The sequence below is a fragment of the Myroides sp. C4067 genome (genome assembly GCF_038039665.1).
Classification (GTDB): domain Bacteria; phylum Bacteroidota; class Bacteroidia; order Flavobacteriales; family Flavobacteriaceae; genus Flavobacterium; species Flavobacterium odoratimimum.
This window is the reverse complement of the sequence record NZ_JBBPHJ010000023.1, coordinates 23,275-40,143: the sequence shown is the minus strand read 5'-3', so window position 1 is coordinate 40,143 and position 16,869 is coordinate 23,275. Positions and strand designations below refer to the sequence as shown.

The following is a 16,869-nucleotide window of genomic DNA, read 5'->3' as shown; positions in this document are numbered from 1 at the left end:
TTTTAGATACCATGAGAAGAGCAGTTTTACCAGGTTCTTTTGACCCTATTACAAATGGCCACTATGATATTATCCAAAGAGCATTACCTCTATTTGATGAGATTATTGTTGCTATCGGAGTAAACTCAGATAAAAAATATATGTTTTCACTAGAAGACAGAAAGCGCTTTATAGAAGAGACATTTAAAGATGAGCCTAAAATTAAAGTAGCTACTTACGAAGGATTAACTACTGATTTCTGTTTTAAAGTAGGAGCACAGTTCATTCTTAGAGGACTAAGAAACCCAGCTGACTTCGAGTTTGAAAAAGCAATTGCACATACAAACCGTTTCTTGACAAAAATTGAAACTGTCTTTTTACTAACAGCTGCTAGTACTTCATTTATTAGCTCTAGTATAGTGAGAGATGTTATCCGTAATAAAGGAGACTATTCTAAACTAGTTCCTCCTACAGTAAAATTCTAATCCAATATAGAATCTAAAAAAGCCTATCTAAATCGATTTAGATAGGCTTTTTAAATTATTCATCTTTTAATATTCCTAGTTCATCTATAAGCAACTTAATATTCTCATAAGAGTTATTCATTGCCTCTCGGATTTGTTCTTTATTTAACCAAGCTACTTGTTCTATATCTTCTTCTATCTGACCTACTAATGGTCCGTCAAAAGTAGAAGTCATTTTATACCAAGTAGTAATTTTCAATCTATACTTACCATTTCTTTTAAAGATATGATACGTTTTAGGCAATTTACGCACTATCTTAAGTTTAGACACACCTGTTTCTTCCTCTACCTCTCGTATAGCTGTTTCCTCCATTTCTTCTCCTTTCTCAATTCCTCCTTTAGGTAAGTCCCACTTACCACCTCTAAGAATAAAAAGAATTTCTCCCTTTGGATTAAACACAACTCCACCTCCTGCTTTCTGTACTGGTATCTTTTCTTTTATCTTCTTTAAGATCTCTTTTTCATCTGGATGATATAAAAAAGCCTTCTCAATTTTATTTTGAAAATATTTAATGATAATTTTGTCAATATCGACACTATCTAATAAGAACAGTTGAAAATCGGTTTCTTTCTCGATTTTATCTGTTAAGAACAATGGTTTGTCGTTTACAAAAACTTTATACATTTGTATTATGATTTTTAATAAAGAAACAGCACACAAAACTGCCGAGTCACTTCTGCAAATTAACGCAATTAAATTAAATCCTAAAAATCCTTTTACTTGGGCTTCAGGATGGAAATCACCTATTTATTGCGATAACCGTATCACATTGTCTTATCCAGAGATTAGAAAGTTCTTACAAAAAGAATTTGCTGAAAACATTGTAGCTAAATATGGTAAACCGGATGTAATCGCAGGAGTAGCTACAGGAGCTATCGGTATAGGCCTTCTAGTAGCAGAAGCTTTAGAACTGCCTTTTGTATATGTACGTCCTGAACCTAAAAAACACGGAAGACAAAATCAAATCGAAGGACAATTAGAAGCTGGTAAATCAGTTATTGTTATCGAAGATCTTATCAGTACTGGTAAAAGTAGCTTACAAGCCGTTGACGCACTAAAAGAGAACGGAGCTAATATCCTAGGTATGGCTGCTATCTTTACTTATGAATTCCAAGTAGCTGAAGACAACTTCAAAAATGCAGGAATAGAACTAACTACACTAAGTAACTACTCTTCTTTATTAGAAAATGCAGTAAACCAAAAATATATTTCAGATAGTGATCTAGACACACTACAAGAGTGGAGAAAGAACCCTGCTGAATGGAATCAATAATAATATCCTAAATACTAGAATATATGAATTTAGAAAGTCAAAAAGTAACTGTTGCTAAATCAGCAGAATATATCTTCAACGCTTTGACAGACGTTAAGAACTTTGAAAAACTAATGCCTGAGTCAATTGCTAAGTTTGAAGTTACAGGAGATGATTCTTTTATCTTTGCATTAAAAGGAATGCCAGAGATTAAATTAAAACAAAAAGATCAAACTCCTCACTCTAAAGTTGTCTTAGGTGCTGCTAGTGATAAACTTCCTTTTACATTAACTGGAAATATTACTGAAGTAGATGCTAATAACTCTGAAATACAACTTCAATTCGAAGGTAGCTTTAACCCAATGATGGCGATGATGGTAAAAGGACCTATCGGTAAATTCATTGAAGCTTTAGCTGGAAATATGAATAAATTATAATACAAAAAAAGAGGAATTTACACTTAGTAAATTCCTCTTTTTATTTTTAGATGTTCAAAATAGAATCTTTATGCTCTTATTTGAACTCCACTTTATATTCTAACACTTTAGGATTAGCTATAATATCAGACATAGAGAATCTCTTTTCAAAAGATTTACCATCTTTACTGATTACGGCATCTTCATAAGATACAGACTTAATCTTCTTGTCAAAACTTGTTTTTAGAACATAAGTAAACATCGCTTCCATTCCTCCCATCTCATTCGATTTCTTAGCTTCTTCAGTATCTTTTACACTAACCTTTCTTTCGAATTGTTTACTGTCTAGGCTATACTTACTCTCCACTAATAAAGGAGGTTGTTTCTTCCCATTTTGCTTCTTATCTAGCTCACTTGTTTTATCTGTTATCTTATTGATATTTATAAGTGATTGATTCAAGTCTGCCATATCTTTTGCAATTACTTTTAAATTAAAATCAGCTAAAGAGTCTTTCATATTAATCATAAAGCGTACATTCTTAGTATTGTCAAATAACTCTTTGTTTGCTTTAATAATACTATCTTTCTTCTGCTCTCCATTCTTTTCTTTTAACATAGCGAAATCAAGTATCTGATCTATGCTTAATTCCTGTCCGCTAATCAATTCTAACTTCTCGGCATCTCCTTTAAAAATAGCATTCTTATCAGGCACATTTTGTAACAACTCTTTAAAGTCCATCTTAAAGGTGTAATCTACCGCCCCGTTATCTTTTACGTACATTTCTTCCTTCGTCACACATGACTGAAGTGATAAGCTCAATCCTAGAAGGAATAAATAAATCTTTTTCATTTGTTTTATTTTTTTTGTGATACACAAAGGTAAACTTTTAAATCACTGATAAAATATGACCATACAAAAAACAGCAATAAATCATAATGACTTATTGCTGTCTTAAATAAAATTATACTATTAATTTTAAGCGTTTTTTAATTTCTTATAGAATAGACTATTTTACTGTCTTAGGATCCTTTGTATTCTTAAGTCCTCTATTAATTATTAAGTGAGGATAGAACTGATCTATTCCTTCTCCTGCTTTTATAAAATTCAAAGTAATCGCTGCTGATCTTGATTGATACTTTTCAAAATAAAACTAAATTAACAACCTATCTTAAAACCATTTACACAAAAAACACAGTATCAGCTGCTCCCTCCCAAGTTTAGGATATTAGTATCTAAATACCTTATAAATATTTTATTTACAAAATATTTTTCTCTTTTCCCTTGCACAATTCAAATCTTTTATACAATCTTTGCACTGAAATAAAGTTTAACAATTAAAAACGAAGAGAAAATGTTTGTACTAAATTATACTTCTACATCATTCGCATCAGCAGGGATTGCTGGGGTGTATCTTCGTGCTACTTTTATTTAGAATATCTAATTTTATATATAAATGAAAAGCCCGAAGATTTAAATTCGGGCTTTTTTGTGTTTATTCCGGACCCTTAACGTCATTAAAACCCGAATTGACTGATAGATGCTAAAGATCTTCAGTAAAAAACAGATCAATTGTAAACTAACAATTGAGCATTTAGTCAATTTAAATTTTACATCATGGGAAGGAAACTTTCTGGGAGAGACTTTATTAAAATAGGCTTTCCTCAAAACAATACAATAAACATCGCCTTAGGGCAAGTAAATAGATATAAGAAAAAAGAGAATAAAAACAACATACTTGAAGAAGCTAAGCTTGTACTAAAGAATCCTGATTCTTACATAGGAGACGGTATCTGGGGCAAAGTAGCAGAGAGTATGATAAAACAAGTAGAAGTCAAAAAGCATCAACTGAATACCAATAGAGTACCATTCTCTATCTATGGAGAAGACGCTATAGACGAACAGACGAAATACCAACTGTTCACTGCTTTAAAATTACCTGTGGCAGTACAGGGGGCATTAATGCCTGACGCTCATTACGGATATGGTTTACCTATCGGAGGAGTGTTAGCTACTGACAATGCTGTTATTCCTTATGGAGTAGGTGTAGATATAGGATGTCGTATGAGTATGTCAGTCTTTAATCTACCTGCCAGCTTCCTAAAAGGAAAAGACCATATGTTGTTAAACATATTATCAGAACACACCAAGTTCGGTATGTATGACACACATAAAGTCAAAGCTGATCATGAAGTATTCAGTAGAGAAGAGTTTAAAAACATTCCTTTTGTAAAAGGCTTATTAGATAAAGCATACAAACAATTAGGAACATCAGGTAGTGGTAACCACTTCGTAGAGTTTGGTATCGTTAGATTAACGGAGACTAAACCTGAGTGGAGATTAGAACCTGGAGAATATATCGCAGTTCTTTCACATAGTGGATCGAGAGGTCTTGGAGCTAATATCGCTAAGCACTATACGTATTTAGCAGCTAAACAATGCCCTCTACCAAGCAATGCACAACATTTAGCTTGGTTAGACCTCAACACACATGATGGGCAAGAGTATTGGTTAGCCATGAATCTTGCAGGAGATTACGCAAAGGCATGTCACGATGATATACACCGTCGCATTGCTAAAGCATTAGGTAAGCAGATAGCTTTCACTATCGAAAACCATCATAACTTCGCTTGGAAAGAGGTGATTAATAACAAAGAATTAATTGTTCACCGCAAAGGAGCTACTCCTGCTGCAGAAGGACAATTAGGAATAATACCTGGATCGATGACTACTAATGGCTATATAGTCGAAGGTCTGGGAAATGCAGAGAGCTTAAACTCTGCCTCTCATGGAGCAGGACGCCTACACTCACGCGCGGCATGTAAACAGAAGTTTACCAAGAGTGAGATTAAGAAAGAGCTTAGCTCTACAGGTGTTCAACTTATAGGAGGTAGCGTAGATGAAGCCCCAATGGCTTATAAAGACATCAATGCAGTGATGCAAGCTCAAAGCGAATTAGTAAAAGTATTGGGAAGCTTTACCCCTAAATTTGTAAGAATGGATAAGTAATTATGGCAACAGTTATTCAGATTACATCAGGTAGAGGTCCCCAAGAGTGTGATTTTGCCGTTAAGAAGATCGCACAACTTTTTATAGACGACGCAGTCAAATCCAATATTAAAGTTGATCCAATACAGGATGAAGCCGACGCACATGGCGCGTCGGTCTTTATCCAAATCGTCGAAACGTCTAAAGAAGTTGATACTTTTTTGAGAACTTGGTTAGGTACAATACAGTGGATTTGCGAAAGTCCCTTTAGACCTAAACACAAAAGAAAGAATTGGTACATCGGTATTTTTGAAAGCACTAAAGCAAGTGATCCTGCGATTCTTGACCGTGATATTCAATACCAAGCTGTACGCAGTTCTGGAGCTGGCGGACAGAATGTCAATAAAGTTAGCTCGGCTGTAAGAGCTACTCATCTGCCTACAGGCATTACTGTACTAGCAATGGATAGTAGATCTCAGCACCAAAACAAAAAATTAGCCACCGAAAGAATACTAGATAAACTTCAGAATATGGCATTAAATGAAGTCAAACTAGAAGAAAAGAATACGTGGCTAAACCAAACGAAAGTAGAAAGGGGTAACCCTACTCGAACTTTCATTGGCATAAAATTTAGAGAGAAATAATCACAAAAAAGGCTACTCATATGATATGAGTAGCCTTTTTATATTTTCTACAGTACCTCAGTCCTGTTACGCTTCTATACCTTATAATTATTAGATAATTTCAGCACTTAAACCTGCATCTAATAATTGTAAACACTGAGATTTAAGTTTCTTAAACTCCCCAGTTTTAACCGTACATTTACCCGTATAATGTACTAATACAGCACATTGTTCTGCTTGTTCAGATGTATGATCACACACGCGAATAAGCGTATCGATGACATGATCAAAAGTATTTACATCGTCATTATACAAAACAATTTCACTGTTTCCATTCAGTAATTCAGATACATCTACATTTTCCTGAATTTGCTCTTGTGTACTCATAATATATTATATAGTAATGAAATTTTATCCTTTTATAAACTTCAAAGATACCCAATTATTCTTTTCTAAAGAACTTTCAAAAACTAAACCAATCTTTTCTGCACAATTTTTAATCGCTGTAATATCTTCTGTATAGAATCCACTGAAGTAAATCTCACCTCCTTGATATAAACTAGCAATATACTTGTCCATATCATTTAATAGGATGTTTCTGTTGATATTAGCTAAGATTACATTGTACTTAGGCTCTTTACTAATGATAGAAGCATCTCCTTCGAATACCTCTACGTTAGCACAGTTATTTCTCTCTGCATTCTCTATAGAGTTAAGATAACACCAGTTATCGATATCGATAGCATCTACGTGCTTAGCTCCGCGCATAGCAGCTAATATCGCTAAGATAGCTGTACCACATCCCATATCTAGCACTACCTTATCTTGCATATCGTTATTCAAGATCTGGCGAATCATCATAAAGGTAGTCTCGTGATGTCCTGTACCGAAGCTCATCTTTGGTTCTATAACGATATCATACTGAGCACTTGTTTTCTCATGAAATGGAGCTCTTACATAACATATACCATCTACATCGATCGGGTCAAAGTTCTTTTCCCACTCCTCATTCCAGTTTACCTGAGCTATCTCTTCTTTTCTATAAGTAATTGTAAACTGTTCTGACTGTAAAATAAAAACATCTTCTAAAATATCCTCTGTCCACAAATCTTTTTGAACATAAGCACTAACACCTGTTGCTGTCTCTTCAAAACTCTCAAATGCCTTTTCTCCTAATTCCGCAATCAGTATTTCTGTACCAAGTTCTCTTGGTTCTACATTAAAATGATAACCTATATATACCATAATTTCTTATTAAATCTGTTTCCTTAACCTTTTGGTAACACTATCTTTACATTGAAGTAACAACATAAGTATTTCTATTGCAAAACTAATGTTATTTTTGCACAAATAAATACAACGCACTATGAAAAAGCTTTTACAATGTCTTTTTTTGCTTTGTCCAATGCTGATAATGGCACAAGACATCAAGCACGAAACCACTAGTAACGAATTAAAATTAGAACAATTACCATACTATAGCTATGGTAAAGGACTAGGAATGACTTCTGCAGACAGTATCTTCCAGTTGAATATCCGATTCAGAATGCAGAACAGATTAACCTTCAATGAAAACGATGGTGAGAAAAACACCTATGAAGGAGAAATCAGAAGATTGCGTCTAAGACTTGACGGTTTCGTAGGTAGCCCTAAGTTCTTATATGTAATTCAGCTTTCTTTTGCTCCTAAAGATTTAGGGACAACCAAAGAGAATGAACCTATTAATATCATCCGTGATGCTGCCTTAACATATCGTCCTAACGAAAACTGGAACTTTATCTTCGGACAGACTAAACTACCAGGTAACAGACAGCGTATTAACTCATCAGGAGCCCTACAGTTAACAGATCGTTCTATTAACAACTCTAAGTTCAACATCGATCGTGACTTCGGTATACAAGCCTATTACTTACGTGAGAAGAAGAATGAGTTCGGATATAATATTAAAACTGCCGTATCTACAGGTCGAGGTCGTAACTTCTCAGGGAGCGAAAGCGATAGCTACGCATTAACAGGTAGAGTAGAATTATTCCCTTTAGGTAGTTTCTCTAAGAATGGTGCATTCTTTGAAGGTGACTTAGCTAGAGAAGCAACTCCTAAATTAATGTTATCAGGTACCTTCCATCGCAATAATAATGCAATGAAATCACAAGGACAAACAGGGAATAAACTAGGAGAAGCAAAGTCATTCAACTCATTAATGCTAGACGGTATCGTTAAATATAATGGATGGGCTGGTATGGTATCTTATATGAACAGAACCTTAGACGATGCATTGTCATTAAACAATCTTGAAGATCCTACAGATGGATATAACTACATCTTTGCCGGTCAAGGAATGGACTACCAGCTAAGTTATATCTTCCCTAGCAACTATGAAATCATAGGTCGAGTATCTACTCAAACTATGAAAGACCAATTACACAAAAACACAGACTTCAATTTACCAAATACAACACAGTTTTCACTAGGAGCCAACAAATACCTTTGGGAACATACTTTTAAGTTACAAGCTGAGTTAACGTATGATAAACAGAAGTTCTACCAAGGTCCTACGAAGAACAATTGGTATTTTAGACTACAGTTCGAAATAGGAATATAATAAAAAAAATGTCAATAATTTATTATTATCAAAAATACAACCTCTAAATAATTAACTATTATTTAGTAATTTATCAAACCTACTATAACCAAACTTTAAGTTCTTATTGTTTACTTTTGAAACATAATTCAAAGCTAAAATTAAATAAGTATGAAAAAGATTATCGTTGTAGTAGGTTTTATTTTTGCTTTCATTTCTATGGGTTGTGGAAATAATAGTGCTACTGCAGGCAATGCTCCTGTAGATCAACCGAATTTATTGACTTCTATGACAGCAGAAGATAGAGAGTTTAGAATAATCGAACAGAGTGAAATCAACACTCTGAATAAGACTATTATAGAGCAGAATTTAAACTCTATCGAAAAGATCATGCAAGAATATGCACCAGAAGATATGGCTGCAGAAGGCAATTACACTTATATCATCACGAAAGCAACGACAACAGATCCTAATAAATTTACCCTTTCTTTATTAGAAGATGGGATCAATGATGATTCGTTAAAAGCTTTGAAAGTAATCATGACTGTGGAGAAGAAAAAAGACACTTTTAGAGTACTTGGTATTAAAGAAAGTTACCAATGCTGGAAAGACAGAGGTCACCAAGACTGGGGAGCTGATTACTGCTTATAATATATAGACATACATTACCTCAATTAACTATAATAAAAAAGTCATACTATCTAGTATGACTTTTTTTGTATTATTTAGCTTATTCAGCTTGCTCTGCTTGAGGCTCGTCTTCTTTTCTTCCAATATTCATATTTGGGAATTTTTGTTGAATAGATTTCAAAGCGAACTCATTGATTTCATTCATTGCTTCTGGTGAAGGCAATTTCATTGTTTCTGCATTGTGCTTTAAAACTTCTTCTAATAAAATCTGTGTTCTTAATAATTGAAAATTTAAATCAATTATTTCTCCTGCTACATCAATGTCTCCTAATGTCATTATTACTCTTTTTTAAATTTATAACTTTCTATTGTTCGAACTCAAATTTAACAAACTATTCTTAATATGAAACTATTTTAATGTTATTCTTTGAAAAAATATTCTAACTCTTGTCTCAAGTTATAACGCGATGACATCACCTCTCCATAAGCTCCTGCAGAACGAATAGCGATTAGGTCTCCTCTTTTTAATTTTGGAAGTAAAACATCTTTGCCAAAACAGTCACTACTCTCACAGATCGGCCCTACTACATCATACTTCACTTCTGTTTCGTTAGTCACCTCATCCGCATATTTATCAGATAGTAATTCTACCTTGTGATACGCTTGGTATAAGGCAGGTCTTAACAACTCTGTCATACCTGCATCTAGAATAGCAAAGTTCTTCTTCAGTCCTTCCTTTATATATAACACTCTACTGATCAGAGTCCCACTATTCGCAATGATAGAACGCCCTAGTTCAAAGTGAATTTGTTGATGTGGTCTCACGTCTAAAAACTCGTGGAACAAATAGAAGAAATTAGAAAAGTTAACAATAGCTTCTTCATCAGGTTCGCTGTAATTAATCCCTAATCCTCCACCTAAGTTTAACACAGGTACATCATGTCCTCTCTCATAGAACCAAGTATTCCACTCATTTACTTTTAGACATAGACGTTTGAACACATTCAGGTCTGTGATCTGCGATCCCACATGGAAGTGCAATCCTATTAATTCTAAATATTCATTCTTATTGATGATCTCGATACAGTTCATTAACTCATGCATCATGATACCAAACTTATTCTCATCTAATCCCGTAGTGATATAGTGATGGGTCTTTGCATCGACATTAGGGTTTATACGCAAAGCGATACGCCCTTTTAGCTGATGCTTAGTAGCCAAATTACCTATCACTTGTAACTCTTGTACAGACTCTACATTAAACGACATAATCTGATTCTCTAACCCGATTAATATCTCTCTATCAGTCTTACCTACTCCTGCGAACACGATATCTGATGGAGAGAAGCCTTCTGCTATGGAGCGCTCTATCTCTAGCCCACTCACACAGTCTGCACCGAAGCCGTGAGCACTAATCTCTCTTAAGATACGCGGATTATTATTAGCCTTTATAGCATAGTGAATATGATAACCAAAACGATCTGCTGCACTCTTAGCGACAGATAGTGTTTCTCTTAAAAGTGGTAAATCGTAGTAATATAAAGGAGTCTCTACTCCTTCTAATTCTTGTATTATCTCTCTTGTCATCCTATTCCTTGTTTAAAATAATCTACTGTGTAATGATCTCAATGCTTCTAACTTCTGACTAGCTGGAACTAAAATAGAAATATTATGCTCACTTCCACCATACGATATCATACGGATAGGCAAGTGCTTCACTGCTTCAGAGACAATAGTAGCATGTCCTAATTTATTATTTCTAAAATCTCCTACGATACAGATGATAGCCTGATCTGTATCTACCTCTACATGACCGAAGAAGTTTAGCTCTTCTATGATCTCTTTTAGATACTGCGTATTATCTATGGTTAGTGATACAGCTACCTCAGACGTAGTGATCATATCTATCGGCGTTTTATATCTTTCGAATACTTCGAATACTCTTCTTAAAAATCCGTATGCTAATAACATACGCGAAGAGTGAATACGTATAGCCGTAATACCATCCTTAGCTGCTATCGCTACAATCTGATCATCGTTCTGACAATTATCTGAGATTAAAGTACCTGGTGCACTTAACTCCATCGTATCTAATAATCGTACAGGCACATTAAATCTCTTCGCAGGGAATACACTCTGTGGGTGTAAAATCTTTGCTCCAAAATAAGCCAACTCTGCTGCCTCATCAAAGCTCAGATTAGCAATAGGCTTGGTATTCGGTACATAACGAGGATCGTTATTATGGAATCCATCTATATCTGTCCAGATCTGTATCTCTTCTGCTTGTAACACTGCCCCTATTAGAGAAGCTGTATAGTCAGACCCACCTCTTCTTAGGTTGTCAATCTCCCCAAAAGCATTGCGACAGATATACCCTTGTGTAATAAATAAGGTATCTTTAGGATACTGTGCTAATAGAGCACTTGCTTGAGTACGGATATAGTCAAGATTAGGTTCTTGTTCTTCATCGATACGCATAAAATCAAGTGCTGGAAGTAATACAGAGCTTACCCCAATCTCTTTTAAGTAAAAGTGAAATAGCGTAGTAGATAGTAACTCTCCTTGTGCTAATGCTATTCTTTCTTCTATGGCAGTAAATAGATCATTGCTAAAAGACTCTAACAAATTAAAGTGGTGATCTATCACTTCTGTCGCCATCCGCAGACCCTCCTCTGTTTTAAATAATTGCTTTATGAAAGTTTTATAAGTAGCATATAGGTTATCGATTTGTTTCTTTGCATCCTCCTTTTTGCCATTAGTATACGCTTCTGCTATTCCTACTAAGGCATTAGTAGTACCTGACACAGCAGATAAGACTACTAAATGACGATCGCTTTGCTGCGAATGAATAATCGGCAACAACTGTTGCATCCTTTCTGGGCTTCCTACTGAAGTACCTCCAAATTTTAAAACTTTCATATAAAATTAATTTGTTATTAAATGTATTCTCTTTACTCAGATCAAAAACTATACTATTCTGTAATACCCTCTGACCATAAACCAAAAAAAGGGGCTTGTCGTGATGACAAGCCCCTTTAGTATATCTTTAATTCATATCCATAGGAAAGCTGCTCACGACGTCGGACGTAAGTACTGTTTCTTTCCCTTCTTTATAATTGATATAAACATTTTCTTCATTGATTTGGGACAAATATAAACACTTTATTTAATAACCAATACTTTAAAACAACTTTTTTAAATAAACTGTAAAGCTTAATCCCATATGTTTTAAAAAATCTTACCATAATATCTCTTCTCTATTCTCATATAAGAGATAACTAAAAAGAATAACCTTACTCTTAGTTAATAAAGTAGTGTCCTCTTTAAAACAAAAAAAAGAGACAATACAACAATATCGTATCATCTCTTTTTGTTCAATTTATGGAAAACTATTTTATTTCTTCACTAATATATAATCTCCAGATTCATGCTCATTCACCACATCTCCTTCACTATCTAGAAAGTATAATTTGCCTTCTTTTACTAAGAACGCATGTGCAGCACTATACTCATCTTCTCTCAGGTACAGCCTATCCTGCTCTAGCTCCCACTCTCCTTCTTCATGATGTGTACCTGTAGAGCTAATGACTCTATAGACATACTTATTACCTTCTTTAATCTGAGCAGATACTTGGAGTACCTCCATATCTTCTCCTTCTTCTGTCCAAGGAAACTTTCCTGCATAAGTACCATATAGCACCTCTTTCTCCTCTACTCCTTCTTCAGTAGGAGTTATACTACCTTGTTCTGTTGGAGTAGGCACTTCTATAGTTTGCTCTACTTCTTTACTATCCTTACACTGTGAGAAAAACACGCCTAATAAAGCGGTTAATATTACCACAACACTTCTTTTCATCATTCTATTTTTTAAGACAACAAAGATGAAGTATTTCTATCAGAAATTGATTATTCTAGGCTCGCTTTTTCAGCTCTACGGTCAGCTTCAGAAGCAGACTCTGCCTTACCAAACTTCCAATAAGAATAAGCGTACAACTCATCCTTTGTCCAGTTTAATTCTTTTCGAAGGTAGTTTCTCAATTCTTTTACTGTATCAAACTCAGCCGCTACATATCCGAACTTAGACATCTCATCACTGTGCTCTGTTATGATTTCTTTTGCTCTCTTCGCTAATTCAGAGTTTTGCCCCGAAGTAGGGTTGATCAGCCATTCGATTTTAGACTCTGCATGAGTAGGTAATTCTTGTATATCCTCTGCACTTTCTACCTCTATCACAGCATTCACTCTAGCATCTACAGGTAGAGACTCTAATATAGCTCCTAATACAGGTATAGCTGTACCATCTCCTACTAGTATATACCATGCTGCCTCAGGATATAACTCACTAGGATCACATCCCATAGCTACACCTAGCGGATCACCGATCTCAGCATTAATAGCCCAGTTAGAAGCTGGCCCTTCATCACCATGTGCTACGAAATCTATGTATAACTCATTTTTTTCTAAATCTATCCCTCTATGTGTATAAGTACGTACATAAGGTTTGATTGATTCCTCTTGAGGCTTCCATGCCCCTTTCTCGAAGTCAAACTCTGGTAAGTGTACCTCAGCACATCCTTCTGGAGCGATAAATATCTTATTATTTACCCCTATCGTTGTATTCTTAAAATCTGCTACATCATTACCACTTAATGTAATACGTATATAATGTGGCGTGATATACTCTCTATTCTTTAATGTAAATACTTTGCGCTGTATGTTACCTTTCTTTGCCATATTGTTGTTTTATTCTTTGGTTCTATTTCTTTAAATCACACAAATATAGCTTTTTTATTTAGATTCAATATAAACAACTAGTTAAATCAGTATTTTATCCAATACTACCCTCTTATTGTCCAATTCGTTCTAATCTAGAAGCACTAGTAGTATCCTCCTATTATTACTTACCTCAGTATATACGCTAACTCTCCTTCTGATCTATTCTTCTTTTTCTCTATCACTATCCTTAATGACATTACTATACTACCTTATAATTACTTCTATTTTCCATTTCGTATCCTTTATATAATCCTTAGAGGAGAATACTTGGATACTAAAAGATCACTCCTTCGACAAACAATACCTCAGCTCCACTAAACTCGGCTTATTGTCCATGTATTGTCGAGCAATTTCTATACAACCCTATATTTTACAAGGGGTAAGCAACATATAATCAATACAGTAAAAAAACACAAAAACAAAGCAAGCAACTATAAATCAATTAATTAACAAAATATATACTTAAAAAAAAGCATATCATTTATTTTGAAAAACAATCATATTGACCACTAAAAACTACTTTTTAGAAAAAAAAGAGGGTATACATTCTATAAAAAGAAGATTTTAAAGCTCAAAAAGGAATTAAAAACAAAAAAACAACAATCCTTTTTTAAAATACAGCTCAATATAAGGAGTCTGAATCAGCATATAGAAGCTTATTAAACTTTTGATAATAAAAGCCAAAAAACAGTGAATCGATAAAAAATGTTTCTATGCAAGATTATTAATTTATACTTTTGCTAAAAATATATTATAACATGCTTATTATAGGAATTGCAGGAGGTACTGGAAGTGGTAAAACTACAGTAGTTCAACAAATTATAAATGAACTACCGGAAACCGAAGTTGGAGTTATATCACAGGATTCATACTACAAGGCGACTGATAATCTTTCGTTAGAAGAAAGAACGTTAATTAACTTTGACCACCCTCGTTCAATTGACTTTGAATTATTGGTAAAACACCTAAAAGAATTAAAAGAAGGAAACAGTATTAACCAACCTGTTTACTCGTTCGTGAAACACAATCGTACTGATGATTATATCTTAACTCACCCTCGTAAAGTAATGATCGTAGAAGGTATTCTTATTCTATGTCATCCAGAGCTACGCGATATGTGTGACATTAAGATATTCGTTCACGCAGATTCTGATGAGCGTCTGATTAGAAGATTAAAGAGAGATATAGCTGATAGAGGTAGAGATATGATGGAAGTGGTAAACAGATATCAAACAACTTTAAAGCCGATGCACGACCAGTTTATCGAGCCTTCTAAGGCATTCGCAGACATCATTATCCCTAATGATACCTATAATACTGTTGCTATCGATATTGTTCGTACAGTTATTAATGAAAAAATCGGTTAATTTACTATCTTTAGGCTATGAAAATAGTTGAGACCCTAAAAAATTATAAATATGTAAGCCTACTAAAAAATCCTTTTTTTTTAGTAGGTCTTTTATTTGTAATTTGGATAATATTTTTTGACAGTTCTTCTTTATTAGAACAGCGGGTTATAGATCAAGAGATTAACAAGCTGGAGGACAATAAGAAGTACTTCGAAAACGAAATAGCAAAAGATAGACAGGCTATCAAAGGTCTAAAAAGTGGAGACGCTACAGAAAAATATGCTCGTGAAAATTATTATATGAAGCGGGAGAATGAAGATGTCTTTATTATAGAGTTTGACACACTGTCTGCACAATAAGTTTCACTACCAACCAAAAATTATGACTAACCAATTATTCGAAGAATTTGAAAAAGTTTCTTCTAAGGCGTGGAAAAACCAAATACAGTTTGAGTTAAAAGGCGCTGACTACAATGAAACACTTGTTTGGGAAAGTTTAGAGGGAATTAAGGTAAAGCCATTCTATCACAATGATGCTGATCACCGTCCGATTCCTGTACAGACTAGTACCTCTCATTTTAACATTGTACAGAGGGTATACGTTTTTGATATTGAGAGATCGATAGCAAAGACGCTTGATACACTTAATAGAGGAGCTGAAGTGATCTACTTCACGATAGACAATCCTTCTATAGATGCTACAGAATTATTAACTGCACTACCAAAAACGCACCAATACTTCTTCGTATTTAACTTCCTAGATACTGCATATACTAGAAAGTTATCTACCTATGCTACTAGCAATGGATATCAGATAACAATCTTATTAGACCCTATACACCAACTAACAACTGATGGTAACTGGTACACTAACCTGAACAGCGACCTAAGTAATCTAAATGAATGTGTAGGTATAGCTAATAATGTAGCTATTCATGTGGATGCTACTGTGTACCAAAATGCTGGTGCTAATATGACGCAGCAGTTAGCATACGCACTAGCTCATCTAAATGAGTACCTCAACAGAGTAGAGCTAAAGAATACTCCTATTTATATAGAAACAGCTGTAGGAACCAACTATTTCTTCGAAATAGCAAAACTACGTGCACTTCGCTTACTAGCAGAGCTAGTAACTAAAGAATACAACACAGATGCGAAGATACACATCATCGCTATCCCTACTAAACGAAACAAAACATTATATGACTATAATGTGAATATGCTACGTACTACTACGGAGTGTATGAGTGCTGTATTAGGAGGTGCTGACTTGATTAGTAACTTAGCTTATGATGCTATCTATCACAAAGAGAATGAATTCGGAGATCGTATATCTCGTAACCAACTCTTAATCTTAAAACAAGAAAGTTATTTCGATGCAGTGGACAATCCTGCTGAAGGGGCATACTATATCGAATCACTTACTGCTCAATTAGCTGAGAAAGCATTAGAGCTGTTTAAATCAATAGAAAAAGCAGATGGATTAATCACTTCTCTAATCGAAGGAACAATCCAGAAAAAAATAAATGAAAGTGCTCAAAAAGAACAAGAGCTTTTCAACAATGGTAAAGAAGTCCTATTAGGTACTAATAAGTATCCTAATCCTCAAGATGTGATGAGTCACGACCTTGAGTTATTCCCTTTTGTTAAACAGAATCCTCGTAAGACGCTTATCGTTCCGATTATAGAGAAACGACTGGCAGAAAGCTATGAACAAAATAGATTAGAGGAAGAAAAATCAACTAAACAATAA

At 34.4% G+C, this 16,869-nt stretch carries 19 protein-coding genes; 10 read left to right on the top strand and 9 right to left on the bottom strand.

Annotated elements, in window-relative coordinates; translation table 11 throughout:
* Nucleotides 1–11: 11 nt before the first annotated feature.
* Complete coding sequence (gene coaD, locus AABL87_RS14265) at nt 12–464, top strand: pantetheine-phosphate adenylyltransferase (protein ID WP_006260618.1); 453 nt, start codon at nt 12–14, stop codon at nt 462–464.
* Between the two features lie 55 nt (nt 465–519).
* Here the strand turns inward: coaD and AABL87_RS14260 are convergent, their stop codons facing one another.
* Nucleotides 520–1,128 carry an NUDIX hydrolase gene (locus AABL87_RS14260; protein ID WP_006257132.1) on the bottom strand — a complete coding sequence of 203 codons (609 nt, stop codon included), beginning with the start codon at nt 1,126–1,128 and terminating at the stop codon, nt 520–522.
* Nucleotides 1,129–1,135: 7 nt separating this feature from the next.
* Between AABL87_RS14260 and pyrE the strand changes: the two genes are divergently transcribed.
* Nucleotides 1,136–1,777: an orotate phosphoribosyltransferase gene (gene pyrE, locus AABL87_RS14255; protein WP_006257133.1), complete on the top strand. Its 642-nt coding sequence runs from the start codon at nt 1,136–1,138 to the stop codon at nt 1,775–1,777.
* Nucleotides 1,778–1,800: 23 nt separating this feature from the next.
* Nucleotides 1,801–2,193 carry a hypothetical protein gene (locus AABL87_RS14250; RefSeq protein WP_006257134.1) on the top strand — a complete coding sequence of 131 codons (393 nt, stop codon included), beginning with the start codon at nt 1,801–1,803 and terminating at the stop codon, nt 2,191–2,193.
* Nucleotides 2,194–2,269: 76 nt separating this feature from the next.
* Here AABL87_RS14250 and AABL87_RS14245 read toward each other — a convergent pair whose 3' ends face one another.
* Nucleotides 2,270–3,022, bottom strand: a complete 753-nt coding sequence (locus AABL87_RS14245) for a hypothetical protein (protein WP_006257135.1) — start codon at nt 3,020–3,022, stop codon at nt 2,270–2,272.
* Nucleotides 3,023–3,787: 765 nt separating this feature from the next.
* Here AABL87_RS14245 and AABL87_RS14240 point away from each other — a divergent pair.
* The gene (locus AABL87_RS14240; RefSeq protein ID WP_006262921.1) at nt 3,788–5,179 is read left to right on the top strand and encodes an RtcB family protein; all 1,392 of its coding nucleotides are present in this window, start codon (nt 3,788–3,790) and stop codon (nt 5,177–5,179) included.
* Between the two features lie 2 nt (nt 5,180–5,181).
* Nucleotides 5,182–5,802 carry a peptide chain release factor H gene (gene prfH / locus AABL87_RS14235; RefSeq protein ID WP_006266417.1) on the top strand — a complete coding sequence of 207 codons (621 nt, stop codon included), beginning with the start codon at nt 5,182–5,184 and terminating at the stop codon, nt 5,800–5,802.
* Nucleotides 5,803–5,892: 90 nt separating this feature from the next.
* On the opposite strand, the gene AABL87_RS14230 is transcribed toward prfH, so the two are convergent.
* Both AABL87_RS14230 and prmA read right to left on the bottom strand, forming a co-directional pair.
* Nucleotides 5,893–6,168, bottom strand: a complete 276-nt coding sequence (locus tag AABL87_RS14230; RefSeq protein WP_006257138.1) for an ATP-dependent Clp protease adaptor ClpS — start codon at nt 6,166–6,168, stop codon at nt 5,893–5,895.
* 24 nt (nt 6,169–6,192) lie between these two features.
* On the bottom strand, nt 6,193–7,026 hold the full coding sequence (gene prmA, locus AABL87_RS14225) for a 50S ribosomal protein L11 methyltransferase (RefSeq protein WP_006257139.1): 834 nt from the start codon (nt 7,024–7,026) through the stop codon (nt 6,193–6,195).
* A gap of 121 nt (nt 7,027–7,147) precedes the next feature.
* On the opposite strand from prmA, the gene AABL87_RS14220 reads away from it, so the two are divergent.
* Nucleotides 7,148–8,383, top strand: a complete 1,236-nt coding sequence (locus AABL87_RS14220; protein WP_006266416.1) for a porin — start codon at nt 7,148–7,150, stop codon at nt 8,381–8,383.
* 150 nt (nt 8,384–8,533) lie between these two features.
* Entirely contained in the window at nt 8,534–9,013 is a 480-nt protein-coding gene (locus tag AABL87_RS14215; protein ID WP_006257141.1) for a hypothetical protein, read from the top strand.
* A 79-nt stretch (nt 9,014–9,092) separates the two neighbouring features.
* On the opposite strand, the gene AABL87_RS14210 is transcribed toward AABL87_RS14215, so the two are convergent.
* The 5 genes from AABL87_RS14210 to AABL87_RS14190 all read right to left on the bottom strand — a co-directional run bounded on the left by AABL87_RS14210 (nt 9,093) and on the right by AABL87_RS14190 (nt 13,726).
* Complete coding sequence (locus AABL87_RS14210) at nt 9,093–9,329, bottom strand: hypothetical protein (protein ID WP_006257142.1); 237 nt, start codon at nt 9,327–9,329, stop codon at nt 9,093–9,095.
* Nucleotides 9,330–9,412: 83 nt separating this feature from the next.
* Nucleotides 9,413–10,579: a diaminopimelate decarboxylase gene (gene lysA / locus AABL87_RS14205; protein WP_006257143.1), complete on the bottom strand. Its 1,167-nt coding sequence runs from the start codon at nt 10,577–10,579 to the stop codon at nt 9,413–9,415.
* Between the two features lie 12 nt (nt 10,580–10,591).
* A complete protein-coding gene (locus AABL87_RS14200; RefSeq protein ID WP_006260611.1) occupies nt 10,592–11,911 on the bottom strand; it encodes an aspartate kinase in 1,320 nt (439 codons plus the stop codon).
* 475 nt (nt 11,912–12,386) lie between these two features.
* On the bottom strand, nt 12,387–12,851 hold the full coding sequence (locus AABL87_RS14195; protein ID WP_244154047.1) for a hypothetical protein: 465 nt from the start codon (nt 12,849–12,851) through the stop codon (nt 12,387–12,389).
* 47 nt (nt 12,852–12,898) lie between these two features.
* Entirely contained in the window at nt 12,899–13,726 is an 828-nt protein-coding gene (locus AABL87_RS14190; protein ID WP_006257146.1) for a siderophore-interacting protein, read from the bottom strand.
* Nucleotides 13,727–14,526: 800 nt separating this feature from the next.
* On the opposite strand from AABL87_RS14190, the gene udk reads away from it, so the two are divergent.
* The 3 genes from udk to AABL87_RS14175 are packed head-to-tail and all read left to right on the top strand — an operon-like array spanning nt 14,527 to nt 16,869.
* On the top strand, nt 14,527–15,135 hold the full coding sequence (udk, locus tag AABL87_RS14185; RefSeq protein WP_006257147.1) for a uridine kinase: 609 nt from the start codon (nt 14,527–14,529) through the stop codon (nt 15,133–15,135).
* Nucleotides 15,136–15,152: 17 nt separating this feature from the next.
* Complete coding sequence (locus AABL87_RS14180) at nt 15,153–15,476, top strand: FtsB family cell division protein (RefSeq protein WP_006257148.1); 324 nt, start codon at nt 15,153–15,155, stop codon at nt 15,474–15,476.
* A 22-nt stretch (nt 15,477–15,498) separates the two neighbouring features.
* Nucleotides 15,499–16,869 carry a methylmalonyl-CoA mutase subunit beta gene (locus tag AABL87_RS14175; protein ID WP_006257149.1) on the top strand — a complete coding sequence of 457 codons (1,371 nt, stop codon included), beginning with the start codon at nt 15,499–15,501 and terminating at the stop codon, nt 16,867–16,869.